Origin of the sequence: Limnohabitans sp. DCL3 (assembly GCF_048019295.1) — a bacterium.
GTDB lineage: Bacteria > Pseudomonadota > Gammaproteobacteria > Burkholderiales > Burkholderiaceae_C > Limnohabitans_A.
Genome location: NZ_CP171842.1, coordinates 686,538 through 710,182, shown reverse-complemented (window position 1 = coordinate 710,182; position 23,645 = coordinate 686,538). Strand labels below are relative to the sequence as shown.

Annotated in this window: 28 protein-coding genes and 1 pseudogene; 20 read left to right on the top strand and 9 right to left on the bottom strand. The window is 57.4% G+C overall.

Annotated features, from left to right (window positions below; genetic code table 11):
• Positions 1–56: 56 nt before the first annotated feature.
• From dinB to ACHEXK_RS03120, 5 genes are all read left to right on the top strand, one after another.
• Complete coding sequence (dinB, locus tag ACHEXK_RS03140) at positions 57–1,304, top strand: DNA polymerase IV (RefSeq protein WP_416548843.1); 1,248 nt, start codon at positions 57–59, stop codon at positions 1,302–1,304.
• Positions 1,270–2,112 (top strand): enoyl-CoA hydratase-related protein, encoded by an 843-nt coding sequence (locus tag ACHEXK_RS03135; RefSeq protein WP_416547920.1) that lies wholly within the window; start codon positions 1,270–1,272, stop codon positions 2,110–2,112. Before dinB ends, ACHEXK_RS03135 begins: the two co-directional genes overlap by 35 nt.
• A gap of 199 nt (positions 2,113–2,311) precedes the next feature.
• Entirely contained in the window at positions 2,312–2,584 is a 273-nt protein-coding gene (locus ACHEXK_RS03130; RefSeq protein ID WP_416547919.1) for a BrnT family toxin, read from the top strand.
• Positions 2,571–2,822, top strand: a complete 252-nt coding sequence (locus ACHEXK_RS03125; protein WP_416547918.1) for a hypothetical protein — start codon at positions 2,571–2,573, stop codon at positions 2,820–2,822. Before ACHEXK_RS03130 ends, ACHEXK_RS03125 begins: the two co-directional genes overlap by 14 nt.
• A 23-nt stretch (positions 2,823–2,845) precedes the next feature.
• Positions 2,846–2,974, top strand: a complete 129-nt coding sequence (locus ACHEXK_RS03120; RefSeq protein WP_416547917.1) for a hypothetical protein — start codon at positions 2,846–2,848, stop codon at positions 2,972–2,974.
• 85 nt (positions 2,975–3,059) lie between these two features.
• Here the strand turns inward: ACHEXK_RS03120 and ACHEXK_RS03115 are convergent, their stop codons facing one another.
• Positions 3,060–3,317, bottom strand: coding sequence for a type II toxin-antitoxin system Phd/YefM family antitoxin (locus ACHEXK_RS03115; RefSeq protein WP_416547916.1), 258 nt, complete (start codon positions 3,315–3,317; stop codon positions 3,060–3,062).
• A gap of 463 nt (positions 3,318–3,780) precedes the next feature.
• Between ACHEXK_RS03115 and ACHEXK_RS03110 the strand changes: the two genes are divergently transcribed.
• From ACHEXK_RS03110 to ACHEXK_RS03100, 3 genes are all read left to right on the top strand, one after another.
• Positions 3,781–4,218 (top strand): GNAT family N-acetyltransferase, encoded by a 438-nt coding sequence (locus ACHEXK_RS03110; RefSeq protein WP_416547915.1) that lies wholly within the window; start codon positions 3,781–3,783, stop codon positions 4,216–4,218.
• A gap of 35 nt (positions 4,219–4,253) precedes the next feature.
• The gene (gene yfcF, locus ACHEXK_RS03105) at positions 4,254–4,886 is read left to right on the top strand and encodes a glutathione transferase (protein WP_416547914.1); all 633 of its coding nucleotides are present in this window, start codon (positions 4,254–4,256) and stop codon (positions 4,884–4,886) included.
• Between the two features lie 77 nt (positions 4,887–4,963).
• Entirely contained in the window at positions 4,964–6,016 is a 1,053-nt protein-coding gene (locus ACHEXK_RS03100) for a histone deacetylase family protein (protein WP_416547913.1), read from the top strand.
• Here ACHEXK_RS03100 and ACHEXK_RS03095 read toward each other — a convergent pair whose 3' ends face one another.
• Positions 6,017–7,423 (bottom strand): Fic family protein, encoded by a 1,407-nt coding sequence (locus tag ACHEXK_RS03095; RefSeq protein ID WP_416547912.1) that lies wholly within the window; start codon positions 7,421–7,423, stop codon positions 6,017–6,019.
• Between the two features lie 202 nt (positions 7,424–7,625).
• On the opposite strand from ACHEXK_RS03095, the gene ACHEXK_RS03090 reads away from it, so the two are divergent.
• The 7 genes and pseudogenes from ACHEXK_RS03090 (at position 7,626) to ACHEXK_RS03060 (ending at position 15,331) form a co-directional block, all read left to right on the top strand.
• The gene (locus tag ACHEXK_RS03090) at positions 7,626–7,901 is read left to right on the top strand and encodes a HigA family addiction module antitoxin (protein WP_416547911.1); all 276 of its coding nucleotides are present in this window, start codon (positions 7,626–7,628) and stop codon (positions 7,899–7,901) included.
• A gap of 120 nt (positions 7,902–8,021) precedes the next feature.
• Complete coding sequence (locus ACHEXK_RS03085; RefSeq protein WP_416547910.1) at positions 8,022–10,820, top strand: DNA methyltransferase; 2,799 nt, start codon at positions 8,022–8,024, stop codon at positions 10,818–10,820.
• Positions 10,821–10,918: 98 nt separating this feature from the next.
• Complete coding sequence (locus ACHEXK_RS03080) at positions 10,919–12,061, top strand: CBASS cGAMP-activated phospholipase (RefSeq protein ID WP_416547909.1); 1,143 nt, start codon at positions 10,919–10,921, stop codon at positions 12,059–12,061.
• Positions 12,061–13,098, top strand: coding sequence for a cyclic GMP-AMP synthase DncV-like nucleotidyltransferase (locus tag ACHEXK_RS03075; RefSeq protein WP_416547908.1), 1,038 nt, complete (start codon positions 12,061–12,063; stop codon positions 13,096–13,098). The genes ACHEXK_RS03080 and ACHEXK_RS03075 overlap by 1 nt, the downstream gene beginning before the upstream one ends.
• Positions 13,091–13,522 (top strand): annotated as a pseudogene (locus ACHEXK_RS03070) (E2/UBC family protein); the annotation flags it as partial. The gene ACHEXK_RS03075 and the pseudogene ACHEXK_RS03070, both read left to right, overlap by 8 nt.
• Before the next feature lie 234 nt (positions 13,523–13,756).
• Positions 13,757–14,851 carry a HesA/MoeB/ThiF family protein gene (locus ACHEXK_RS03065; protein ID WP_416548841.1) on the top strand — a complete coding sequence of 365 codons (1,095 nt, stop codon included), beginning with the start codon at positions 13,757–13,759 and terminating at the stop codon, positions 14,849–14,851.
• Positions 14,852–14,866: 15 nt separating this feature from the next.
• A complete protein-coding gene (locus ACHEXK_RS03060; RefSeq protein ID WP_416547907.1) occupies positions 14,867–15,331 on the top strand; it encodes a Mov34/MPN/PAD-1 family protein in 465 nt (154 codons plus the stop codon).
• A gap of 107 nt (positions 15,332–15,438) precedes the next feature.
• Here the strand turns inward: ACHEXK_RS03060 and ACHEXK_RS03055 are convergent, their stop codons facing one another.
• From ACHEXK_RS03055 to ACHEXK_RS03030, 6 genes are all read right to left on the bottom strand, one after another.
• The gene (locus ACHEXK_RS03055) at positions 15,439–15,726 is read right to left on the bottom strand and encodes a helix-turn-helix transcriptional regulator (protein ID WP_416547906.1); all 288 of its coding nucleotides are present in this window, start codon (positions 15,724–15,726) and stop codon (positions 15,439–15,441) included.
• A complete protein-coding gene (locus ACHEXK_RS03050) occupies positions 15,723–16,082 on the bottom strand; it encodes a type II toxin-antitoxin system RelE/ParE family toxin (protein WP_416547905.1) in 360 nt (119 codons plus the stop codon). The genes ACHEXK_RS03055 and ACHEXK_RS03050 overlap by 4 nt, the downstream gene beginning before the upstream one ends.
• A gap of 100 nt (positions 16,083–16,182) precedes the next feature.
• Positions 16,183–16,464, bottom strand: a complete 282-nt coding sequence (locus ACHEXK_RS03045; protein ID WP_416548839.1) for a C-terminal helicase domain-containing protein — start codon at positions 16,462–16,464, stop codon at positions 16,183–16,185.
• A 4-nt stretch (positions 16,465–16,468) separates the two neighbouring features.
• Positions 16,469–16,615 (bottom strand): helix-turn-helix domain-containing protein, encoded by a 147-nt coding sequence (locus ACHEXK_RS03040; RefSeq protein ID WP_416547904.1) that lies wholly within the window; start codon positions 16,613–16,615, stop codon positions 16,469–16,471.
• Between the two features lie 112 nt (positions 16,616–16,727).
• Positions 16,728–16,955 (bottom strand): CopG family transcriptional regulator, encoded by a 228-nt coding sequence (locus ACHEXK_RS03035; protein ID WP_100118373.1) that lies wholly within the window; start codon positions 16,953–16,955, stop codon positions 16,728–16,730.
• Between the two features lie 35 nt (positions 16,956–16,990).
• Positions 16,991–17,239: an AAA domain-containing protein gene (locus ACHEXK_RS03030; RefSeq protein WP_416547903.1), complete on the bottom strand. Its 249-nt coding sequence runs from the start codon at positions 17,237–17,239 to the stop codon at positions 16,991–16,993.
• 15 nt (positions 17,240–17,254) lie between these two features.
• Between ACHEXK_RS03030 and ACHEXK_RS03025 the strand changes: the two genes are divergently transcribed.
• From ACHEXK_RS03025 to ACHEXK_RS03015, 3 genes are read left to right on the top strand one after another with little or no spacing between them, the layout of a single operon-like run.
• Complete coding sequence (locus ACHEXK_RS03025) at positions 17,255–17,596, top strand: antitoxin (protein ID WP_416547902.1); 342 nt, start codon at positions 17,255–17,257, stop codon at positions 17,594–17,596.
• Positions 17,593–18,000, top strand: a complete 408-nt coding sequence (locus ACHEXK_RS03020; protein ID WP_416547901.1) for a type II toxin-antitoxin system VapC family toxin — start codon at positions 17,593–17,595, stop codon at positions 17,998–18,000. The genes ACHEXK_RS03025 and ACHEXK_RS03020 overlap by 4 nt, the downstream gene beginning before the upstream one ends.
• A complete protein-coding gene (locus tag ACHEXK_RS03015; RefSeq protein ID WP_416547900.1) occupies positions 17,997–18,188 on the top strand; it encodes a hypothetical protein in 192 nt (63 codons plus the stop codon). Before ACHEXK_RS03020 ends, ACHEXK_RS03015 begins: the two co-directional genes overlap by 4 nt.
• Here the strand turns inward: ACHEXK_RS03015 and ACHEXK_RS03010 are convergent.
• Complete coding sequence (locus ACHEXK_RS03010) at positions 18,152–20,215, bottom strand: AAA domain-containing protein (protein ID WP_416547899.1); 2,064 nt, start codon at positions 20,213–20,215, stop codon at positions 18,152–18,154. The two genes, ACHEXK_RS03015 and ACHEXK_RS03010, sit on opposite strands and share 37 nt — an antisense overlap.
• Positions 20,216–20,447: 232 nt before the next feature.
• Here ACHEXK_RS03010 and ACHEXK_RS03005 point away from each other — a divergent pair, with 232 nt between their 5' ends.
• Both ACHEXK_RS03005 and ACHEXK_RS03000 read left to right on the top strand, forming a co-directional pair.
• Positions 20,448–21,110 carry an ABC transporter ATP-binding protein gene (locus ACHEXK_RS03005; RefSeq protein WP_416547898.1) on the top strand — a complete coding sequence of 221 codons (663 nt, stop codon included), beginning with the start codon at positions 20,448–20,450 and terminating at the stop codon, positions 21,108–21,110.
• The gene (locus ACHEXK_RS03000) at positions 21,104–23,641 is read left to right on the top strand and encodes an FtsX-like permease family protein (RefSeq protein ID WP_416547897.1); all 2,538 of its coding nucleotides are present in this window, start codon (positions 21,104–21,106) and stop codon (positions 23,639–23,641) included. Before ACHEXK_RS03005 ends, ACHEXK_RS03000 begins: the two co-directional genes overlap by 7 nt.
• Positions 23,642–23,645: the final 4 nt, after the last annotated feature.

The window sequence follows — 23,645 nt, the reverse complement described above, 5'->3', positions numbered from 1 at the left end:
GGGTGACCGAGACCGCCCCCACCACAGCCCTGCCCCGGCGCATCGCCCACCTCGACATGGACGCGTTTTACGCGTCATGTGAGTTGCTGCGCTACCCGCAGCTCAAAGGTTTGCCCGTGGTCATTGGCGGCGGCCGCCGCAAAGAAGACGACCTGCTGGGCAAGCTGCAAGCGGCCTACCCCGACCACGAGTGGACCGAAGACAGCTTTGCCGAGCGGTTGGACCGCATCCCGGTGGACTTTTTCCCACGGATTGAGGGCTACACCGGGCGCGGCGTAATCACCACCGCCACCTATGCGGCGCGGCAGTTTGGCATCGGCTCGGCCATGGGGCTGATGAAAGCCGCCAAGCTCTGCCCGCAGGCCATCCTGCTGCCTGTGGACTTTGAGCGTTACCGCCACTTCTCGCGCACCTTCAAAAGCATCATCACCGACATCGCCCCCGTCATGCAGGACCGGGGCGTGGACGAGGTCTACATCGACTTCACCCACGTGCCCGGCGGCCAACGCGAAGGCGGGCGCGTGCTGGCCCGCTTGATCCAAAAAAGCATTTTTGACGCCACGGGCCTGACCTGCTCGGTGGGCGTGGCGCCCAACAAGCTGATCGCCAAAATGGCCAGCGAGTTCAACAAACCCAAGGGCATCTCGATCGTGCACGAGGCCGACCTGCAAACCCACATCTGGCCGCTGGCCTGCCGCAAGATCAATGGCGTGGGTCCCAAGGCCGATGAAAAACTCAAGGGCTTTGGCATCCACACCATCGGCGACCTGGCCGCGCGCGAACAGCACTGGCTGGTGGACAACTTTGGCAAAAGCTACGGCGCTTGGCTGCATGAGGCCGCGTGGGGCCGCGACGACCGCCCGGTGGAGACCGAGAGCGAACCCGTCAGCATGAGCCGCGAAACCACCTTTGAGCGCGACCTGCACGCCGTGCGCGACCGCGAAGAACTCGGCGACGTCTTCACCCGGCTGTGTGAACAAGTGGCCGCCGATCTGCAGCGCAAAGGCTACGAAGGCAAAACCATCGGCATCAAGCTGCGCTATGACAACTTCCAGGCCGTGACCCGCGACCAAAGCATTGACGGCTACACGGCTGACGCCAAGCGCATCCGCCAATTGGCGGGCCAGTGCCTCAAGCGCGTGGACTTGTCGCGTCGCATTCGGCTGCTGGGCGTGCGGGTGGGCTCGCTGGTCAAAGCCGGGACAGCCCAGCCCCCCATCGCCGCTTACAGTGAACCACCCGATCAAGACCCTTCTCAAGTGAATGACCATGGACAAACTCAGCTGCTTTTCCCTCTCGACTGAAAATCACATCGCTCACCTGGTGATGAACCGCCCCGAGGCGATGAACACCATGCACCCCACCTTTTGGCGCGAGCTGCACGAGGTGCTGACCGATATCCACAAAGCGGGTACCGCCCGGGCGCTGGTGATCTCGAGCACGGGCAAACACTTCAGCGCGGGCATGGACCTGCAAACCTTTGGCAGCGCTATTCAAATGGACGACACCAGCGCCGAAGGCCGCTCGGCCGTATACGACCTGCTGACCGACATGCAGCACACCTTCACCCTGCTTGAAGAACTGCGCATCCCGGTCATTGCGGCCATCCACGGCGGCTGCATTGGCGGCGCAGTGGACATGGTCACCGCCTGCTGCATGCGCTATGCCTCGGCCGATGCGTTTTTCTGCATCCAAGAAATCAACATCGGCATGGTGGCCGACGTGGGCACCTTGCAACGCCTGCCCAAGCTGCTGCCCATGGCGCTGGTCAAAGAACTGGCCTACACAGGCCGCCGCCTGAGTGCCGACAAAGCGCTGGCCCACGGCCTGGTGAACGAAGTGCTGCCCACCCACGAAGCCACCGTGGCCGCTGCCCTGCAAGCGGCCAAAGAAATCGCCAGCAAACCGCCCGTGGCCATTTGGGGCACCAAGCAAGTGCTGCACTACGCCCGCGACCACAGCACCGAAGACAGCCTGCGCCACATGGGCTGGCTGCAAGGCGCGATCTGGAGCAACGCCAACGTGCGCGAGGCCATCAGCGCCATGCAACAAAAACGCGAAGCCAACTTTGCGCCGTTGCCGCCGCTCAAGGGGTTTCGGGAGTTTGGTTAGACCGATTAGGAGATGTGGCGGTAAGGCTGACGAAAAGCAGGTATGCCCAGGCTTATCGCCGAAAGCTCAAACAGTGGACGAAGGATGCGGATCATGAAACCGTGACAAATTGTCACGGTTTGAAAATGAAGGCCGCCGACGAAAAATTGCCTGTGCGGGTTACAGTACGTCATGGGATAAAACTGGGAAGCTTATGACCATGAAATTTGAGTGGGACCAGGCCAAAGCTGAAAGCAATGTCAAAAAGCACAACGTCAGCTTCGATGAGGCTGCATCGGTGTTCCTTGATGAACTGGCAGTATCAGGTAACGATCCAGATCATTCGGTAGGCGAGTCACGGTACATCACTTTTGGCACATCGGGTTTGGGTCGCTTGCTCGCTGTCTCGCACACCTACCGCTCAAGTTCCATTCGAATCATCAGTGCTCGACGGGTCACCCGTTCTGAAAGGAAAATTTATGAAGAAAGTTGAACCTGAAATGCGGGCTGAGTACAAGCGTTCTGACTTTTCCAAGCTGGAACGAGGCAAATTCTTCAAAGCTGCCACCAAAGGCACATCGGTCGCCCTGATCGAACCCAAACTTGCGAAAGCATTTCCCACATCGGAGGCTGTGAATGAGGCGCTCCGCGGCCTGCTAGTGCTGGCGGATGAAACGGCTCGCATCACTGGCCGGTCAAACAGATCCACCCGAAAGCAGGCCGCAGCCTGAGCACCGAAGACAGCCTGAGCCACATGGGCTGGCTGCAAGGCGCGATCTGGAGCAACGCCAATGTGCGCGAGGCCATCAGCGCCATGCAACAAAAACGCGAAGCCAACTTTGCGCCGTTGCCGCCGCTCAATGGGTTTCGGGAATTTGGCTGAAGGCTTAGCCAAGCCCCAACGCCCGCATGCGGGCGCGGCTTGCGCAACTCAGACACCACGTTCGTGTCCAGCAGAAACCGCAGTGTCACAACATCGGCTCTACAGGTCGTCGCTTGGCTTGTCCAAGTGGCGGGACGACCATGTCGGTACGCGCTTGGTCTGAGAGCAGTAGTTCTTTCAACGAAGGGCGTGCTGCCGATTGCAACCGTCGCCACTGTTGCAGCGGCACCAAAACAGCGACCCCAATGCCATGCCGCGTGACCATTTGGGGCCCTTCAAGCAGGCATGCATCCAATAATTCACTGAACCGGACTTCCGCGTCTTTTACTGGCCATGTGCGCATTGCTACCCCTGAACTGGTCATCTCAATTGCAAGGTGACTTCATTGTTTGTCATCCCGAATGCCACCGTCCTATCCTTGGGCATCGTAGCCAAAAATAATGCAAAAAAATTTCAAGATGATTTCTTTTGAGGAAAAATCATCAAAAATTGCACCATAATTTCTTGAACAACTAATCCGAGCTCTTAGCGTGGCATGACCATCTGGGGCACGGAGGGAAAAGCCGGCAAAAGCCGGTTTTTTCGTTTCAGGGGGTCCTTTGGCTTCGTACCGCGTTTGCATCGACGGCTGCCTGAAGGGTACAAGCGACAAATGGCTTGACCTGGGGAGGTTGTTCAAAGACAAGGTTCTTCCGTCCTTCTCAGCGCAGCCAACGGCGTTAAAAGGGTTTTGAAAATTTGGGTGTATCGACTTTCCCTTAGGGTTTTTGTAGCGAACGATAAATCACAAAAAGTGGAGGACTGACATGAACGAATTCACCATCACATTTGATCAATCACGTTTTGACGTGGATGCCATTCACGCGTTTCTCACCGAGGCTTACTGGTGCGTTGGCATTCCTCACGAGGTTGTGCGCAAGGCCATTGAAGGCTCCTTGTGCATCGGGGCACTGGCCGACCAAAAACAAGTAGGCTTTGCTCGCCTTGTGACAGATCGTGCAACTTTTGCGTACCTGGCTGATGTGTATGTTCTTCCTGGGTATCGCGGACAAGGCCTGTCTTACCGGATGCTCAATGCCCTGTTTGATCATCCTGATGTTCAAGGACTCAGGCGTATGCTGCTCGCCACACGCGATGCACATGGTCTCTATGCCAAATTTGGGTTTACACCACTGGCCGCACCACCCCGTTTCATGGAGCTGCACAAACCCGATTTGTATAACACGCCAAACATCAGCCCGTAAAAATCATCCACAACACCCACCGCAGCAGGAGCCTTATGGAACACGCCACCCTACGCCTATATGTTGATGCGCAATTCGCAAGTCCGTACGCAATGTCTGCATTCGTCGCGCTTCATGAAAAAGGCTTGTCATTTGAAGTCTCGACCGTAGACCTCGCCGCAAAAGAGAATCACGCTGACGACTTCACCAGCATGTCCATCACGCGCCGAGTGCCCACCTTGGTTCACGGTGACTTCTCTCTTTCGGAGTCGTCAGCCATCACCGAGTACATCGACACATTGTTTCCAGGGCCACCGCTGTATCCCGTTGACCCACGCGGCAAAGCCAAAGCACGCCAAGTTCAGGCTTGGCTTCGCAGCGATCTGATGCCCATCAGACAAGAAAGGTCTACAGAGGTGGTTTTTTACGGTTCAAAGATGCCAACGCTCTCCTCTGCCGCACAAGAATCGGCGCAAAAGCTCTTCTCAGCTGCAGAGTCCTTGCTTGTTGACGACTCCGAAAACCTGTGCGGTCAATGGTGCATTGCGGATGTTGACCTTGCGGTCATGCTCAATCGACTCATCATGAATGGCGATTCGGTTCCAGAAAAACTGATCGCTTATGCCCAGCGACAGTGGCTTCGCCCCACAGTTCAGCTCTGGATCAACCAAACACGACCGCTTTTGTGAGGACATGGGCAAAACTTGACTTCAATCGATAAGACCTGTGTCGATACATTCATCAAGTCAACCGCGACACATTCACCATGAAAATCTTCCACAACACCCGCCACACCGAGCACGCAGGCCGCCAGGAAATGTTCCGGGGCCGTCTGGTCGATTGCCATGAAGTGCCGGACCGTTTGCGGTTTGTGCTGGATGAACTGCAGCGCCGCCCTGTTGGTCAGTTGCTGACCCCCGATGCAGCGCTGGGTGTAGACGCCGCGATGGCCCGTGTTCATGCGCCGGACTATTTGGATTTTTTGGCCAGCGCCTGGCACGACTGGGTGGCGCTGGACCCGGCCAATGCCGAGCGCGACGCCCTGCCCTCGGTCTGGCCGCTGGCCGCCCGGCACGGCTTTCGCACCGATGTGCCGCCGCTCAACTTTGCGGCGCGGCTGGGGCAGTACGCGTTTGATTCGGGCACACCTTTGATGGCGGGCAGCTGGGCTGCGGCGCGTGAGGGCGCGGCTTGTGCGCTGGCGGCCGCGCAAGCGGTGCTCGCTGGCGAACGCTTTGCCATGGCGCTGACCCGCCCACCAGGCCACCACGCGGGCCCCAATTACATGGGCGGTTATTGCTTCATCAACAACGCCGCCGTGGCCGCGCAGGCCCTGCGCGACGGCGGGCTGCAGCGCGTGGCCGTGCTGGATGTGGACTACCACCACGGCAACGGCACACAGACTTGTTTTTACGAGCGCAGCGATGTGTTCACCGCGTCCATCCACGGCGATCCGCGCACCGAATACCCCTTCTTTTTGGGCCATGCCGACGAACGTGGCTATGGGGCTGGCGAGGGCTTCAACCTGAACCTGCCGCTGCCGCGTGGCACCGGGTTTGAAGTCTGGTGGGCCACGCTGCAAACCGCCATGCAAGCGGTGAGCGACTTTGCGCCGCAGGCGCTGGTGGTGCCGCTGGGGCTGGACACGTTTGAGGGCGATCCGATCTCGGGCTTCAAGTTGCGCAGTGCGGATTACCTGCAGGTCGGCCAAGCGATCGCGCAATTGGGTTTGCCGACGGTGCTGACACTCGAAGGTGGCTACGCTGCGGCAGATTTGGGTGTGAACACGGTGAATGTGCTCGAAGGGCTGCGCGGCTGATCAGCCCTGAATGCTGCGCCAGCGCTCCAGCTCAGACGGGCGCAGGCCATAGCGGGCCAACACGCCTTCGTGCAAACGGCGCAGCTCTTGCATGACCAAGGCCTGAACGTTTTCACGGTCCGGCCCGGGCGCGGCCAGGGCCACTTGATCGGCCACCAGCGCCAGCGCGTCTTGCTCGGGGTTTTGTACCACGGCCTTGACGATGTGGCGAATGGCGTCGCGGTAAGTCAGGCGCAGCACATCGGGCTCGACCACGCTGGACTTGGCCGTCAGGTACTCCTTGGTCGAGCGCTCATAGGCCCACATGAACAGGTCGCGCAGCAGCTCCACGCGCCTCATCTCGTACACGCCCAGCACCGACGCGGTGTACCAGTCCTGCGACACACCCAAAAACGTCAGCGGGCACAGATTAGCGCGCAGCAACGGCCAGTTGGCCAGCAGGCGCGACGTGCGCTTGTTGCAGTCGGCAAAGGGCTGCAAGTACGGCAAGTGCACCATGGCAAAAAACGACTGCTCAAACGGGTCTTGGATGGCGTTGAATTTGGCCAGCGCTTCGTCGAGCAAACTGCCAATGAGCGACTGGCCCGACGGCGGCTGGTAATTGCTTTGCCCGATTTGCACTGGATGCAGCCGTAAGCGGCCTTCGTCCTCGGGGCTTTCGAGCAGGTTCTCTGACAAGGCGCTGTGCAAGTTCATCAGCACATAGCGGCTGAACTGCGGCGCGGCCACGTTGTCCATGAGCAGCTCGATGGCGGCTTTGTGGTTCAGGATCATCTGCGTTTCGGTCACACCATGGCCTTGCGCCTGCTGGCCGTGGGCGATCAGGGCGCGGGTGTCCAGGCGCGAATAGGTGTTGCCCTCCAGGTGGCTGGATGCCCAGGACAGATCGATCAGCAAACGGTCGAGCACGGCGCGGCCATGGGTGCCCGCCGGTTGCGGCCCAGGCCCGGTGCGGCCCATGCGGTGCAACTGCGCCCGCACAGGCTGGGGCAGATAAAACGTGACGTTGGGCTGATAGGCCTGCAAAAAGTCAGACTGGTAACCCACGGGTTTGCGCGTGGTCCAAGGCTGGGCCAGATAGGCGCGGATGTCTTTGCTGTCGGGCGAGAGCGGCCACTGACCCGTGGGGAGTTCTTCTTCGGCCCGCCAAGTGGATGACTCTGACAAACCCATTGACGTGGGCAAAGCGTAAGCCACCACTTTTGGCGCGATTTCAGAATTGGCCACATATCGGGTAGCTCGGGCCTTCCCAACTGGCGCGATTTTGCCTTCTGTCACCCACTTTGCCAAAGCTCTTTGCAAGCTGCGGCGTGGTACATCGGGCCATTTTGCAGAGGCTTCGGCAAGCGACAAGCCGTCCGGCTGGGCCTGAATGGCAGTCAAGAGTTGGGCGTTGAAGTCTGGCATGATTGGCGCGATTATAAGTAATCGCGCCAATTTGGCAAGTTGCTTCAGCAAGCCACTCTTGATCTGCACATCAACAAACTTGATGATGTGACGGATGCGGTTTATTGATCAAGCTGTAGCGCCCAGCGCTACACAATTCAATGCGCCACAAATGATCAAGACATTTCGTCACAATAGCCTGCAACGCTTTTTTGAGGCCGTCATGACTCGCATGCACAACCCTCCGCATCCAGGGGAAGTCCTTCGGGAGTATCTGTGCGACATCACCATCACCGAGGCCGCTGTCAAGCTGGGCGTCAACCGTGTCACGCTCTCGCGTGTGGTGTCTGGCGCATCAGGCGTCTCTGCCGACATGGCCTATCGGCTTGCGCAAGCCTTCGGCACCAGCGCCGAAATGTGGGCGGGCATGCAGATGCAATACGACCTTTATCAAGCGGGCAAGGTCAAGCGCCCCAAGATTGAGCGCTTGGCAGCTTGACCCGTAAGAATCCCTGGCCCTCAGGCCGGTAAATGAGCATTCAGTTACTCCCATAGCGCTACTACCTATAAAAATCCGAATACTTTCAGTTACGATCCCAGCTCACTTTATGAGCACCAAATGGGTCTTAATTGGAACGAAATCAAATCCAGGGCATTGCTTTTCAGCAAAACCTGGGCCGACGCCTGCAACGAGGACAGCCAGGCCAAGCCCTTTTGGATCGATTTCTTTGAAATCTTTGGCATCACCAACAAACGCGTTGCCACCTTTGAGCTGAATGTCAAAAAGCTCGGCGGCGCACAAGGCTTTGTGGACCTGTTTTGGCCCGGCGTGCTGTTGGTGGAGCACAAGTCGCGTGGCAAAAGCCTGGACGACGCGGTGGACCAGGCCATGGGCTACCTGCACAACCTGCCCGAGCGCGACCTGCCCCAGCTGGTGGTGGTGTGCGACTTTGCCCGGTTTCGGGTGCGGCGCCTGGCCACGGGCGAAACGGTGGAGTTTGAACTCCAGCACCTGCACAAACACGTCAAGCTCTTTGGTCTGCTGGCGGGCTACAAGGTGCAAGACATCCGTTCGGAAGACCCGGTCAACATCAAGGCCGCCGAACGCATGGGCCGCCTGCACGACGCCCTGAAAGCCTCAGGCTACCAAGGCCACGCGCTCGAGGTGCTGCTGGTGCGCCTGCTGTTTTGTTTGTTTGCCGACGACACGGGCATCTTTCAGCCCGCGCAATCGTTCAGAGACTTTGTGGAAGAACGCACCGCCCCCGACGGCTCGGACCTGGGGCCGCGCCTGGGGCAACTGTTTCAGGTGCTCAACACGCACGAAAGCCAGCGCAGCAAAAACATCGACGAACAGCTGGGCCAGTTTGCCTACATCAACGGCCGCCTGTTTGAAGAAACCCTGCCCATGGCCGACTTCAGCACCGCCATGCGCGAAGCCCTGCTGGACGCCTGTGCGCTCGACTGGTCGGCCATCAGCCCGGCGATTTTTGGCAGCTTGTTTCAGAGCATCATGGACGAAAAAGCCCGCCGCAACCTGGGGGCGCACTACACGTCTGAGGCCAACATCCTCAAGCTGATCAAGCCCCTGTTTCTGGACGAACTGCACGCCGAGTTTGAGCGCGTGAAAGGCCACCGCAACAAGCTGTTTGAGTTTCACAAAAAACTGCGGCAGCTGACGTTTTTTGACCCGGCCTGTGGGTGCGGCAACTTCTTGGTGATCAGCTACCGCGAACTGCGCGAGCTGGAGCTGAAGGTGCTGCGGGCCGACCACGAACTGAGCGCCCACAAAGGCCAGCTGACGGTGGACGTGCATGGCCTGATCGGCGTGAACGTGGACCAATTCTTTGGCATCGAGATCGAAGAGTTTCCGGCACAAATTGCCCAAGTGGCCCTGTGGCTGGTGGACCACCAAATGAACCTGCGCGTGAGCGTGGAGTTTGGCCTGTACTTTGCACGCATCCCGCTCAAAAGCTCACCACAAATACGCCACGCCAACGCGCTGCGGCTGGAATGGAACGAGATGCTGCCTGCGGAGCGGTGCAGTTATGTGCTGGGCAATCCGCCGTTCTTGGGCAAGACCTACCAAAGCCAAGAACAAAAAGCCGACCTGGCTGCGGTAATGCACGGGATCCACGGCGCGGGCGATTTGGACTTTGTATGCGGCTGGTACATCTTGGCCGCGCAATACATGCAAGGCCTCACGGGCACGCAAGCCGCGTTCGTGTCGACCAACAGCATCACCCAAGGTGAACAAGTGGCCGTGCTCTGGGGCGAGATGCAGCGACTGGGCATGCACACCCATTTTGCGCACCGCACCTTTCAGTGGAGCAACGAAGCCAGCGGCAAAGCCGCCGTGCATTGCGTGATCGTGGGCTTTGGTCCCGAGAATCAAGCGGTCAAAACCATCTACGAATACGAAGACATCCAAGGCCAGCCGCATGCTGTTCCTGCCAAGCGCATCAATGCGTATCTGGTGGATGCGCCGGATGTTTTTCTGAACAAGCGAACGACACCTGTTTGCAACGTCAGCCCGATGACCAACGGCGGCAAAGCAACAGACGGTGGAAACCTCCTCTTGAGCGATGCAGAAAAAGCTGAGTTGATAGCCGCCGAACCTAAAGCCGCGAAATGGATTCGTCCATTTTTAATGGGCGATGAATTCATCAACAACATTGGCCGCTGGTGTTTGTGGCTGGTCAACATCCCACCAGCGGAACTTCGCGCCATGCCCCATGTGCTCAAGCGCGTCGAAGGTGTACGCGCTATGCGCGAAGCCAGCACCAAAGCCGCAACTGTGGCGCTTGCCAGCACACCAACCCTGTTCGGTGAAATTCGCCAACCCAAATCAAAGCGCTATTTGGCCATCCCGAAAGTTTCTTCCGAGCGCCGCCAATTCATCCCCATCGGCTATCTGGACAGTGACGTCATCTGCGGCGACAAAATCTTCTTTGTCGACGACGCCTCACTGTTCACCTTTGGCGTGCTCACCAGCACGATGCACAACGCGTGGATGCGACAGACTTGCGGTCGATTGGAAAGTCGGTACAGCTACTCCAACACCATCGTCTACAACAACTACCCCTGGCCCGGCTTCGCTGGCGAAACGCTCAGCGACAAACACAACACCGCCATCGAACAAGCCGCGCAATGCGTGCTCGACGCCCGCGCCCAATTTGCAAGCTCGTCACTGGCCGACCTCTACGACCCACTGAGCATGCCCCCGGCCCTGCTCAAGGCCCACCAAAAACTAGACACCGCCGTAGACGCCGCCTACCAACCCAGCGGCGGCAAAAAGACCTACGCCTCCGACGCCGAACGCGTGGCCTTCCTCTTCGAGCTGTACCAACGCATCACCAGCTTGCTGCCCGCGGCAGCCGCGAAGAAAAAACCCAAAACAAAAGCAACAGAAAGTTAAAAGTCATGCCTAATAAATTAATTCTCTATGGGTAAAAAAGTGCCAAAAAAAACTTTATGAATTTTAAGAATCACAAGCAGTAAATTTTTAAACACGGGTTGAGCAATCAATTTTTAACTCTGACTATGGCTACTAAACCTTATCGAGTTTTATGTTTAGATGGAGGCGGCATCAGAGGCTTATATACCGCTACTGTCATACAGCAGATGGCCGTGCGTGTGGCACGAATGAGTGGGCAAAATCATGAGGATAACCTTGACCTGGGATCGAAGTTTGACCTCATCGTCGGTACGAGTACTGGCTCCATCCTGGCTGTAGCGCTTGCTGCAGGCCACCCCTTAGAGGAGGTGATTCGCTTGTATCGGGAGAAAGCAAGTTTGATTTTTCAGCGGCCAATGCCGCTACAAGATGAATGCTTCGGCTCAAAGCTGCGGACATTGGTTTGGATAGCTCGCAACTTGTTTTCTCCAGCGAACGAGTCGACCCCACTCCGCAGCGCGCTCGAGTCTGTTTTAAAACAAGAAACTCTTAAGCAGATGTACAAGCGTCGGAATATCGCAATCTGCATTCCTACTATCGACGCAGCATCCCAAAAGGCTTGGGTATTCAAGACACCGCACGGCGCTCGTTTGACACGCGATAACAACTACCAACTGATTGACGTTTGCATGGCATCGGCGGCCGCCCCGGTGTTCTTTCCGATGCATGCCGTCAAGTCGCCAAACCCTGGAGTCTCGATTTCACACCTATTTGTAGACGGAGGTTTATGGGGTAACAACCCGATCCTTGTGGGTTTAGTGGAAGCGCTCGAATTTGTTGCGCCAGGGCAAAGAATCGAGATTCTTTCAGTTGGTACTTGTGCTGGAAACAGGGCAAAAACCTTGAGCGAGACCGATGCAAATCGTGGTTCTTGGCAATGGCGGGGAGGAAGCGACATTGTGGCTTTGTCATTAGAGGCCCAAGCCTCTGTGTATCCCTACCTTGCCAGAAAGCTTGTTCAAGCCATGAGCCCCCGTGTAGCGCTCTATCGCTTAATCGAGCCACCTGTCTCTGGCGAAGAGTCCAAACATTTAGCCCTTGATGCAAACGACCCAAAATCACTTGATGTCCTTGAAATGCTTGGGCAACGTGCAACCGACTTGAACATGAGCGCACTGACCAATTCGTCTGAAAGAAGTACTGAGCACGAGATGGTTTTAGACATGTTTTCTAATTTGAAAAACCTACAGGAGGAAAAGTAATGAGCTATGACGCAAGTAAGCACATAACTGAATTTCACAACGAGCGTGTTTTCGTGGCTGAAGCATCAAAACAGACGGCACGAGACCGCCGCGAGGCGAACAGGAAGCGCCTCAAAAATGGTCTTACTGCAAATGAAGACCCTCAACCCGAGAAATTCGTTGTGCAGGGCTCTTATGCGATGCACACAATGGTGCAGTCGGAAGTAGAGACCTCCGACATTGATGACGGTGCGGTCTTCGCTCGCTCCTCTCTGAAGGGCCCAAGAGATGGAGACAAGACAGCCAATGAGGCCAAAGAAATGGTGCGCAAAGCGCTATCGGTCAAAGACGAGTTCAAAACCCCACCGGAAGTCCGCAAAAACTGCGTCCGTGTGTACTACAACGATGGGTTCCATGTCGATATTCCTGTTTATCGCACCTTCGAGGAGGACGGCAGGACTAAGAAAGAAATTGCTTCGGCAGGCGAGTGGAAAACGTCCGACCCAGAAGACATAACCAATTGGTTCAATGATGCAGTCACCAGTAAAAGTCCCGACGAAACCAATGGGCGTCAGCTTCGACGCATCGTTCGGTTGCTGAAGTACTGGTCGAAGAGCAGAAGCTCTTGGTCTATGCCCAGCGGATTCATCATCTCTGTGCTCACAGAAGAGATCTATCCGCATCAAGGGTGGGCAGATAGAGATGACCAAGCATTGCTGGCTGTGATGCGAGGAATACGCTATCGCTTGCTGTTTGGAGAAAGAGTCGAGAGACCTGTAGACCCAAAAGAGGAAATCACGAATGACCAATCTCTTTCAAGAGTCCGCAAGATGCGCGACGAACTGAAAGGAGCGATTGATGAACTCTCAAAAATTGATCGTTCCGATTGTGATGAGTTAATGGCTTTGAAGGCACTCAAGTCGCTGTTCTACACAGACTTCTGGGACAAGAGAATCAAGGAACTTGAGGACGACAGTGGATCGGGAAAATCTGGAAAGTTGCCTGCAGAGCCCAAGCAACCGGTCGACAAAAGAGGGGGTACAGGCCAATATGCCTGATACATCCGTTCTGTCAGACGCTATTGAACAGCTTCACAGTTCAGTTCTCGGCTGGTGGCCCTTCAGTTCAAAGCTAGACAACGAGACCCTGAAGAAGCGGTTTCCCAATCGACGTGGACTCGTTGCTGGATGGCGTTTACCAAGAGCCTTACCCAACGCCCCTCACGACCTTTTGGTCGTGGTAGACGAGAGCTTCCCTTGGTCGCTCCCATTGGTAGCTCTTCCAGACGCAGTTAATGGAATCTCTTATCCCCACGTCGAGAGCGATGGCCATCTTTGCATGGTCCCGGCTGGTAGCCCATTCACGCTACCAGTTGGCCTAGCGCATGTAACTCAGCTGGTAGGCGACGCAGTGACTCTTCTTGAGGAGGGAAAGGCGAGCAAGAACGACAGCGACTTCTACCGTGAGGCCCAGAGCTATTGGAGTTTGGTTGAGCACTCGCCCAATAATGCATGGCTGGCAGAGCGGCCACCTTCAAGTCATTGCGTCTGGACCGCTGCAGTTGACAAAGTGAGTGGGCACTTTGTGATAGCCAGTTCTAAAGAAGTACTCAACTCTTGGGCAAAGTCAGGACAGCGTCGCTTTTCAGGGATGTTTGAACCCGCTCTTGTTGTTCAGCTCGATTCGCCACTTCACCCGCAGCGGTACCCGTTGACGATGAAAGACCTCATCAGCCTGATTAATGGCGCAGGTGCTGCTGTAGAACTTTCGAAGGCAGTGTCTCGGTGGCGCGCTCGAAGTAGTCTTCCAATCGTTCTGTCGTTCGATCATGAAAATGCGCGCGTTTACTTGGGTGCCATGCTGCTTACCCCAAAGCAAGTACGGATGCCGGGGCTAACCCAATCTGGGATACCTGGTTTTCGACAAGGCTCAAAGGGTAAAGTGCGCGCTCGACTTCAGGCGCTCTGCCTTGTTCCAAATCGATTCCCGCACTTCAGGGTGACCGAAGTTTTCCGGGAGTTTCTCCACAATCGAACTGCGGGAATGACAGCCGCAGAATTGAAATCTGCGCATGTCGTCGTCATTGGATGCGGTGCTATCGGCGGGCAACTTTCTGTACAACTGGCGCAGGCTGGTGTCGGGAAACTGACCTTGATTGATGCAGATGTAATGTCCTGGCAAAACGTGGGACGTCATGTTCTCAACAGCCATGATGTTGGACGTACAAAAGCTCTCGCGCTTGAACTAGCAATCAAACGTAGTTTTCCTGATGCAGCAGTATTGGGAATAGCTACTAAGTGGGAAGACTGGATTAAGAAAAATCGCGCGGAGCTAGAAAGGGCAGACCTCGTGATTTCTGTGACTGGAGAGCCTGCAAGCAATCGCCACCTTGACGCACTGATGTCGTCAGAAGATATGCCGCCTGTCCTATTTGGATGGATGGAGCCATTTGGAACGGCTGCGCACGCGGTTTTCTGCTACCCATCCAGCCGACGGCTATGTGACATTACCGACGAACGTGGTCTTCTAGCGGAACCGGTAGTGGACTTAGATACTGCACCCGAGCTACCGCGTGAGCCATCTTGTGGCGCGTTCTATCAGCCCTACTCATCGCTGAGTTCCCTCAGCAGCACTTCTCTTATTGGCGAACTTGCTCTGGACGCCCTTTTGGGCCGCGTCAGCAAGTCAGTACACCGTGTTTGGGTGGGCAATGTAAACGAGTTTTCGCGGAACGGGCTGTCGCTAAGACCCAGTTGGCTTTCTCGTATCAATGGGTTCGGCGACAGTCGTCGCTATCAGTTTTTCATCTGATTTGGAAGAACTACTGTGGACTATGTCTTCCAAGGTCAGACGTATTTATTCAGCTCAACCTGTGTCGATGCGCTATCCAGTAACAGGCAGCGCAACTTTCTCGCGAAAGAGATAGGAGGTCAGCTGTTCGCACGTTTCAAGGAGGGCGTGATTGTGGTTGAGATTGCGACCGTAACTAGTGGTCGCTCGCGCCGCACAAAATTCGGTTTTTGGCCAGACCGAGAAGCTGAACGCCAGGACATTGCACGCCTCTTTAAAGACGGTCTTCACTACATTGGAGATTGGCATACCCATCCAGAAAAACACCCCACTCCATCAAGCACTGACATTCATAAAGCATTGGAAATTTTTAAAAAATCACAACACGAGCTGAATGCGATGCTTATGGTGATCGTAGGGCAGGCAAGGTTCCCAGATGGGTTGTTTGTTGGCGCAGTTACTGCACTAAATGTAAGTGCCTGCAATAAGACTGATTGGTAGCTTCAGACCGTAGTGGACAAAGTACCGGCCTCCTTACCAGGTGTACGCCTAAGCTGCACCCTCTCGATCAGGTCTCGGGCTGCGGTGTGCGTAAAGGTTTTTTCAATTCATCCAGCCGTCAAAGGCTCCATGCGCACCACGGCACGCGCTCCCACGGCACTGGCAAAGCGTTGGACTGTTCGCATGGATGGCGTGCCCCTGCCACTTTCGATGCGTGCCACCACGCTTTGGGTCGTGCCCATGCGTGCGGCCACATCGCCTTGCGTCAGGCCTGCTTTCGCGCGTGCTGCAATCAGTTCACGGGCCAGCTCAAACTCGGGCGCTTGTGCGTCATAGGCTTGGCGAACGGCGGGGTTGGCCAGCAGTTGGGCTTTCACGTCTTTCAAGCTTTTCACGTCGACTCCTCCAGGTGTTTCAATGCGGTTTTAATCGCACTTCGTGGTGTGGTCTGCGTCTTTTTCACAAACACATGCAGCACCAACAAAGTGCGCCCCTGAACGGCTGCGTAAACGGCACGGGCAATGCCATCGCGGCCCGTCATGCGCATTTCCCACAGCTTGCTTTGCAGCGGCCGGATGTGCGGCAAGCCCACACGCTGCGGTCCTAGCTCTTCCAGCATTTCACCGATGTGCAAAAACCGGGCTTGCATGTCGGCGGGGATGGTCTTTAATTCACGCTCCGCCAATGGATGCAGGGTCACAGTCCACTGGGTTTCGAGTATAGCCTTTTTGCTATCTTTTGGCTTTTTCATGCTGCTCCCCTGGGTCTCGCTTCATCCATGCTTTGTCAGCATGTAGGCATTTTTTATGCGTTAGATTAGCGTGACAACCTCAGCAATGGCAATCCCCGAGTCAGTCCTGCTTGCCCATCTCATTCGCCGTGCGGTAGCCCCCCAACCCCTTCACATACGCCAGCAATTCCCCAAAAAACGGATGCCTGCAAAGCGTGGACGAATCGCCCACCAGCAGCAGCTTGCGCCGTGCGCGGGTCATGCCCACGTTCATGCGGCGGATGTCAGACAGGGAGCCGATCTCGCCTTGTGGGTTGCTGCGCGTTAAGGTGATGGCAATGATGTCGCGCTCTTGGCCCTGAAACGAATCGACGGTGCCCACGCTGAGTCTGCGTTGCGGCAGCTGGTCAGGCCGCCGTCAAAGGCTCCATGCGCACCACGGCACGGGCCCCAACGGCACTAGCAAAGCGTTGGACTGTTCGCATGGATGGCGTGCCCCTGCCACTTTCGATGCGTGCCACCACGCTTTGGGTCGTACCCATGCGTGCGGCCATGATGTGCCTATCGGTAAATCTCACGCCGGTTGCCAACCTTCACCACAAAGACGCGTAAAGCGCCATCTGTTTGTCGAGCTTGCGCAGCTGACCTTTGGCCGTGTCGGCGTATTCAATTGTCCAGGCCAAGGTCTCGTCTCACATCGGCAGCGGAATGGACCTGTTCTTTCCCTTGACGGACACGCGCAAGCACATCGGCAGCGAGGTAATAGTCTTCCATTTCTTGGATGCCGTTTTCGATGATTTCGCGCAGGTAAAAAGCCTTGGTGCGACCAGTTTGAGATGCGAGGTAGTCAAGCCTTTGCTCGGTCTCTGGGGCAAGACGAATTGAAGTTGCCATGTCAAATCCTTCATTGAATACATGTATTCAATGTATCACAGAGAGCTTATTTTGGCCACCTCATGCGCCGAACGATAGCCCCCCACCCCCTTCACATACGCCAACAACTCCCCAAAAAACGGATGCCTGCACAGCGTGGACGAATCGCCCACCAGCAGCAGCTTGCGCCGTGCGCGGGTCATGCCCACGTTCATGCGGCGGATTTCAGTCAGGAAGCCGACCTCGGCTGACTTTGACCGAATGACTCGACTGGTGATAAAGTAGGTACGTTTAAATGAATACATTCCAAGGAGGGTGCCATGCTCGCTACCGCCAAAGTTTTTACCAACGGCCACAGCCAGGCTATTCGCTTGCCCAAGGCATTTCGTGTGGATGTCGATGAAATGTGGATTGCCCGCAACGAGGTAACGGGAGAGCTCTCGCTCAAGCCCAAGGACACGGAGACATTGCGTAAGCGTCGGCTGGATGCGCTGATGACCGCCATTGCGGACAACCCGTTGCCCGACGACTTTTTGTCGGATGCCAGTCGGCAAAACCATCCCCCGAAAAATCCGTTTGCGGACTGGGATACGCCAACAGCCCCCAAAGCCTCCGCAAAAGCCTCTGCTAAACGCGCCGCCAAAATCAAGGAGCGCAAGTGATCAAGTACTTGGTCGATACCAACATCTTGGGCTACTTTGCACGCAACAGCTCTGCCGCGCTGCAAACGCGCATGCTGGCGGCGCTCAAAAAGCAGGAGGTCGCCATCTCCGCCATCACCCGCGCCGAAACACGGTTTGGGCAAGCACTGCTGCAAGCCGAAGACAAACGCCGCAGAACCATTGATTTGCTGCTCAATGAGTTGCCCGTTTTGCCATGGACGCTGGAGGCCGCAGACCGTTATGGAGAAATTGCCGCCCACCTGCAACAAACCGGGCAGCCAATTGGCGAAATGGACACCCAAATCGCCGCGCATGCATTGGCGCTGGGCCTGCCCTTGGTGACCCACAACACACGGCACTTCAAGCGGGTGCCGGGTTTGAAAATTGAGGACTGGATGACGTGAAAAAGAAGATCTTTTACACGGATGAGCCCATGGGCGATGTTGAGGTGATTGTGGATTTTCTGCCGTCGCCTGCCGAGCTGGCATTCAAGGAAGATGGCGTGAAAGTATCGCTGACCCTGAGCAAGAGCAGCTTAGACGAATCGCAGCAAGATCAGGCCTCAATGACCACCTCATCCGCCGTGCGGTAGCCCCCCACCCCCTTCACATACGCCAGCAATTCCCCAAAAAACGGATGCCTGCACAGCGTGGACGAGTCGCCCACCAGCAGCAGTTTGCGCCGTGCGCGGGTCATGCCCACGTTCATGCGGCGGATGTCAGACAGGAAGCCGATCTCGCCTTGGGTGTTGCTGCGTGTCAAGGTGATGGCAATGATGTCGCGCTCTTGGCCCTGAAACGAATCGACGGTGCCGACACTCAGCCGGCGTTGCAGCAGCCAATCGTTCAGCACGGCGCTGTCTTCGATGGCGTCTTTCAAATAGTTGATTTGGGCGCGGTACGGGGCAATCACGCCAATGGTCAGCGGGCGCTGGTCTGGGTCGGTGGGCTCGCCTGGTTCCGACAGTTGCCCCAGCAGCTGCGCCAGGCGCTCCAGCAGCAAGTGGGCTTCTTCGGGGTTGGCGGTTGAACGGCTCTCAGGAATGGTCAGTTCCGAGAAGCCACAGCCTGCCGTGTCGATGAATTCCACGGGCAGGTCGGGTGCAAAACGTGGGTCATCAAAGCGCGGGTAACTAAAGCGCGGATCATAAGCGGCCAAGTCGGCGTCGCGCACGCTGTGGTGCGCCACCAGTTGGCCGCCATAAAACTTCTCGGAGCTGAAGCCCATGATGTGCGCGTGCATGCGGTATTGCACCTTCAGCATGCGGGCCGTGTTGGGTTGGCGCTGGATGCACTTTTCAAACAGGGTTTCGCGCAGGCCTTCGCGGGCGGCTTTTTCGCTTTTCACGGTGGGCGGCAGCTGGTGGTGGTCGCCCGCCAACACCAGGCGCAGGCCCTTGGCAATGGGAATCCAGCAACCCGGCTCCAAGGCCTGGGCGGCTTCGTCGATGAAGACGGTCTCAAAGCCCAGGTGGCGAATGTGGCGGTGGCTGGCACCCACCAGCGTGCAGGTGATGACTTGCACCGATTCGAGCACGTCCTCGGTCATGAAGCGCTCCAAGTCGTCGGCGGCTTGGCGTAGCGTGCGGGCTTCTTCGCGCAGCCATTGGCGGCTCTGTCGCTCCTCAAAACCAAAGTTGCGCACGCGTTCGCTGGCCGTCTGGCGGTGCTGCTCGGCGGTTTGGCGCATCGCGTGCATCTTGGCGTAGCTGGCGTGGGCCATCACCCCAGCGTCGAGCGTGTGCTTGAGCAGCAGATCCGACACGCGGCTGGGGTTGCCTAGGCGGATCACGTTCACACCGCGCTCGGCCAGCTTTTCGGTCAGCAGGTCCACGGCGGTGTTGGAGGGGGCGCACACCAGCACGCGCCGCTCGCGCCGGATGGTTTCCAAAATGGCTTGCACCAGCGTGGTGGTTTTGCCCGTACCAGGCGGGCCGTGGATGATGGCCACGTCTTGCGCCGTGACGACATGGCGCACCGCGGCCAGCTGCGAGTCGTTGAGCGCACTGGGGTAAAACAGGTCGTCAGCTTGGGGCTCGCGAAAAGTTGCCTGCCGGGCACCCAGCAGCACGTCGCGCAGTTCGGCCAAGCGGTTGCCGTGTGCGGCCATGACAGCGCTCAGGGCCTGGTTCATCTCGCGGTAACTGACCTCGTCAAAGGTCAGGTCAATGCCTAAAGTATTGCCGTCCAGCACCCAGTCGGGCAGCGCTTCTTTGGTGGTGGCCAACAGCAGCTTGTTGCGCCGCACACGGGTCACCACGCCGCTCACCACAGGCCTGTCTGGACCCGAGTAACCGGGCGCACTGCTGAACAGCGCAGCCGCCGCCCCCACCTGAAACAAGTGCAGGTCTTGCCGATGCGCCGGGCGCTCCAGCTCCAGCACCACCTTGCCGCCAAACCCGATGTCTTCTTGGGTGATGGTGACGGGGTACCAAGTCAGGCCACGCCGACGGCGCTCTTTGATGCTGGCACTGGCGTTTTTGAGCTTGAACTGCGCCTGGTCTTCCTGTTGCTCCAGTTGCATGAGCGCACGCACATGGCGCAGCTCGTGTTGTACAGCATCACGAACAGCGTGTGGAACAGCACTAGAGGCGGAGGGGATCAGGTTGGGATCAGCCAAAGGAATAGAGGTTTAAGCGCGACAAAGGCAAGAACAGGAAATTCAGTGTCTGGGGGTTGCATTAAAACCGCCATGGGCAGATCGCTGGGGATGGATCGTACCTAAACCCCAAAGTGTGCTGACTGTCAGGCCCATTAAGCAAAGCTTGGCGTCGCAAACCATAATCACCGACACAATGGATTGGGTACACACACCACCCCACCCCTCCCCGCTCACACCACGGCTTTGTTCCATGTCTGTTTTAAGTTTAATTTCAGTGGGGCACGCCCATCTGCCTGGCGAATGGCTCTTTGAAGGCCTGTCTTTTGACCTGGCGCTGGGTGAGCATGTGGCCATTCAAGGCACTTCGGGCTGCGGCAAGTCCACTTTGCTGAACATCATGGCGGGGCTTGAAGTGCCCACCCAAGGCGAGGTGCATTGGTCTGGCCAGCCCACCTCGGCATGGTCGGCTGAGCAGCGGCGCGCTTGCCGTCAAGCGGACATGGGTTTTGTGTTTCAGGCGTTTCACTTGTTGCCGCATTTGTCCGCGCTTCAAAACGTCATGGTGCCTTGTTTGTTGGGCGGCGCGTCTGGCCAAGACGCTGCACAGTCGGCGCGGGAACTGTTGGGCGACTTGGGCTTGGCCACACGGCTAGACGCCAAGCCCACGAGTTTGTCGGGTGGTGAACAGCAGCGCGTGGCACTGGCGCGTGCATTGGTGCATCGGCCCAAAGTGGTGTTTGCAGACGAACCCACCGGCAATCTGGACACCGACACCGCCGCCAAGACCCTTGCACTGCTGATTGGCTTGTGCCATGAGCGCCAGACCAGTTTGGTCATGGTCACCCATTCGGACGAGGCGGCAAGGGCCATGTGCCGAACGCTGCGACTGACCCAAAAGGGTTTGATGTGCTGAAGTTGACGGGCCAGCAGGTCCTCTTTTTGTGGCTGCTCAAGGGCGCTTCTGTTCAGGCTTGGACGCGCTGGTTGGTGGCGCTGGTGATGGTGGCCATTGGCGTGATGCTGGCGGTGGCCATTCACACCGTGAACCATTCGGCACTCGCCTCGTTTGGCCAAGCCCTGGACACGGTCAATGGCCAAGCATCGGCCCAGTTGGTTGCGCCTTTGGGCGACATCGATGACCGGCAGATCGAAGACTGGGACCGCCGCCGGGCGGCTTTGGGCATTCAAGCGGTGAGCCCGGTGCTGGTGGTGCGCACCGACCAACTGACGGTGCTGGGCTTGGATGTTTTCAAGGCGGCCGTGGTGTCGCCGTCTTTGTTGCCCTCAGCGTCTGGCCATGGCGGTGATTTGTTCGATGCCAAGGCGCTTTTTTTGTCGCGTGCGGCACTGGCTGCTTTGAACGCCAAAGTGGGCGACAACATCCGCCTGCGGCATGGCCTGGATTCGGTGTCTTTGCGGGTGGCAGGCGATGTGCCTGGTGCGGCGTCACAGGTGATTGGCGTGATGGACATTGGCAGTGCGCAATGGGCATTCAAGCGGCTGGGCGTGGTGTCCCGGCTGGACCTTCGCTTGGAAGATGGGCAAACCACACAAGGGCTGGGTGCGGCTTTGAAAGCGCAGTCTGAACCCCTGCAATTGGTGGCCACGCAAGACCGTGACCGGCGCATGTCGCTGCTGTCACGGGCCTACCGGGTGAACTTGACCGTGCTGGCCATGGTGGCCTTGCTCACGGGGGGATTTTTGGTGTCCACAGCGGTGCATTTGTCGATTGTTCGCCAGCGGGCCGAGTTGGCTTTGTTGGGTGTGCTGGGGGCCAGCGAGTCTTGGCTTCGGCGCTTTGTTTGGGCACAAGGCGGGCTGATTGGTGCATTGGGCGGTGTGTTGGGGGTGGGCATGGGCCTTTTATTGGCGGCCGTTTTGATGCGCATCGTGGGCGGCGATTTGGGCGGCAGTTACTTTTCTGGAGCGCCTGCGGCCATGGTCATTGACTGGGTGGCGCTGTTTGTTTTTGCCATGGCCGCAGTGCTCATGGGTTTGGTATCGGCGTGGCTGCCTTTGTCGCAGATCCATTGGCGTCGGCCCATGGCTTTGTTGCGGGCGGGCCAGGCTGAAACGCTGTTGCTGAGCTTGCCCACTTTGAAATGGAGTTTGCTGGCTACTGCGCTGGCCATCGCGCTGCTCATATTGCCCACCTTGGATGAATTGCCTTGGGCAGCCTATGGTGCCATTGCGGCGCTTTTGTGCGCCGGGCTTTTGGCGGTGCCATGGATTTTGTCCAAGCTCTGGGGCGGGTTGTCCCGCGTTGTTGCAAGTGTGCGCGTCCCGGCGGTGGTGCGCTTGGCCGTTTGGCGGCTGGCGCAAGCGCCCTCTGCGGCCACGCCTTTGATTGCGGGCACGGTAGCGGCGTTTTCATTGACCGTGGCCATGATGGTCATGGTCAGCAGTTTCAGAACCTCGGTGTCTGACTGGTTGGGTTTGGTGCTGCCTGCTGACCTGTACACCAACAGCCAGACCATGGTGGATCAGCCGGGGTTTAGCCCATCGGTACAAGCCCTGGTCGCCCAAGTGCCCCAAGTGCAAAAGGTGGAAACCAGCCGTCAAAGAAACCTGCGCTTGGCCAACGACCGTCCTGAGGTGGTCTTGATCGCGAAGCCTGTGAATTTGCAAGACCCGATGGCGTCGGTGGCCTTGGTGGGTTTGGCCCAGTTGCCGCCTGCAAATGGGCAAAAGCATTGGGTGGTTTTTGGTTCTGAGGCCATGGCCGATTTGTACGGCTGGCGTGTGGGAGAAGTCGCCAGCTTGCCCCTGAATCCGCAGGGTCCATCCGAAGTCTGGGTCGGCGGCTTGTACCGAGACTACGGTCGCCAACACGGCTCTGTGGTGATGTCCACCGCAGACTACGAAACCATCACGGGTGATCGTTCACGTTCGGGTGTTTCGGTTTGGGTAGAAAACGGTGCAGACACAGCGCAAGTCATCGCCAATATCCAGCGCCAAGTGCCCGAACTCACCCAACTCAAATGGATCAGCGCCAACGATGTGCGCCAACTCTCGCTGAAAATTTTTGACCGCAGTTTTGCCATGACCTACGCGCTGGAGGCCGCTGCTTTGTTTGTGGCCCTGTTCTCAGTCGCGGCGGGTGTCACGGGTCAACTGCTTTTGCGCCGGCGCGAGTTCGGCTTGCTGGCACACCTGGGTTTGTCACACCAAGACAGCTTGCGTTTGGTGTCCTTAGAGGTGGGTTTGCTGTTGGCCGTGGCCATTATTTGGGCCAGTGTCTTGGGCGGGTTGATGAGCCAGATTTTGATTCACAAAGTGAACCCTGAGTCTTTCCACTGGACCATGAACACCCACTGGGATGTGGGGCAATGGATGGCCATCAGTGCCTTGCTCCTGATGCTGGGCGTGTTGGCTGCACGCTGGGCGGCAGGCCAAGGGCTGGATGCAAAACGTTTGGCTGAGAGCCTGAGGGCCGATTGGTAAACCG

What these genes read in the sequence shown, in the direction of transcription:
- dinB (WP_416548843.1), top strand. Translation starts at nt 57, where the DNA reads ATGGACGCGTTTTACGCGTCATGTGAGTTGCTGCGCTACCCGCAGCTC.
- ACHEXK_RS03135 (WP_416547920.1), top strand. Translation starts at nt 1,270, where the DNA reads ATGGACAAACTCAGCTGCTTTTCCCTCTCGACTGAAAATCACATCGCT.
- ACHEXK_RS03130 (WP_416547919.1), top strand. Translation starts at nt 2,312, where the DNA reads ATGAAATTTGAGTGGGACCAGGCCAAAGCTGAAAGCAATGTCAAAAAG.
- ACHEXK_RS03125 (WP_416547918.1), top strand. Translation starts at nt 2,571, where the DNA reads ATGAAGAAAGTTGAACCTGAAATGCGGGCTGAGTACAAGCGTTCTGAC.
- ACHEXK_RS03120 (WP_416547917.1), top strand. Translation starts at nt 2,846, where the DNA reads ATGGGCTGGCTGCAAGGCGCGATCTGGAGCAACGCCAATGTGCGCGAG.
- ACHEXK_RS03115 (WP_416547916.1), bottom strand. Translation starts at nt 3,317, where the DNA reads ATGCGCACATGGCCAGTAAAAGACGCGGAAGTCCGGTTCAGTGAATTA.
- ACHEXK_RS03110 (WP_416547915.1), top strand. Translation starts at nt 3,781, where the DNA reads ATGAACGAATTCACCATCACATTTGATCAATCACGTTTTGACGTGGAT.
- yfcF (WP_416547914.1), top strand. Translation starts at nt 4,254, where the DNA reads ATGGAACACGCCACCCTACGCCTATATGTTGATGCGCAATTCGCAAGT.
- ACHEXK_RS03100 (WP_416547913.1), top strand. Translation starts at nt 4,964, where the DNA reads ATGAAAATCTTCCACAACACCCGCCACACCGAGCACGCAGGCCGCCAG.
- ACHEXK_RS03095 (WP_416547912.1), bottom strand. Translation starts at nt 7,423, where the DNA reads ATGCCAGACTTCAACGCCCAACTCTTGACTGCCATTCAGGCCCAGCCG.
- ACHEXK_RS03090 (WP_416547911.1), top strand. Translation starts at nt 7,626, where the DNA reads ATGACTCGCATGCACAACCCTCCGCATCCAGGGGAAGTCCTTCGGGAG.
- ACHEXK_RS03085 (WP_416547910.1), top strand. Translation starts at nt 8,022, where the DNA reads ATGGGTCTTAATTGGAACGAAATCAAATCCAGGGCATTGCTTTTCAGC.
- ACHEXK_RS03075 (WP_416547908.1), top strand. Translation starts at nt 12,061, where the DNA reads ATGAGCTATGACGCAAGTAAGCACATAACTGAATTTCACAACGAGCGT.
- ACHEXK_RS03065 (WP_416548841.1), top strand. Translation starts at nt 13,757, where the DNA reads ATGAAAGACCTCATCAGCCTGATTAATGGCGCAGGTGCTGCTGTAGAA.
- ACHEXK_RS03050 (WP_416547905.1), bottom strand. Translation starts at nt 16,082, where the DNA reads ATGAAAAAGCCAAAAGATAGCAAAAAGGCTATACTCGAAACCCAGTGG.
- ACHEXK_RS03040 (WP_416547904.1), bottom strand. Translation starts at nt 16,615, where the DNA reads ATGGCCGCACGCATGGGTACGACCCAAAGCGTGGTGGCACGCATCGAA.
- ACHEXK_RS03035 (WP_100118373.1), bottom strand. Translation starts at nt 16,955, where the DNA reads ATGGCAACTTCAATTCGTCTTGCCCCAGAGACCGAGCAAAGGCTTGAC.
- ACHEXK_RS03030 (WP_416547903.1), bottom strand. Translation starts at nt 17,239, where the DNA reads ATGTATTCATTTAAACGTACCTACTTTATCACCAGTCGAGTCATTCGG.
- ACHEXK_RS03025 (WP_416547902.1), top strand. Translation starts at nt 17,255, where the DNA reads ATGCTCGCTACCGCCAAAGTTTTTACCAACGGCCACAGCCAGGCTATT.
- ACHEXK_RS03005 (WP_416547898.1), top strand. Translation starts at nt 20,448, where the DNA reads ATGTCTGTTTTAAGTTTAATTTCAGTGGGGCACGCCCATCTGCCTGGC.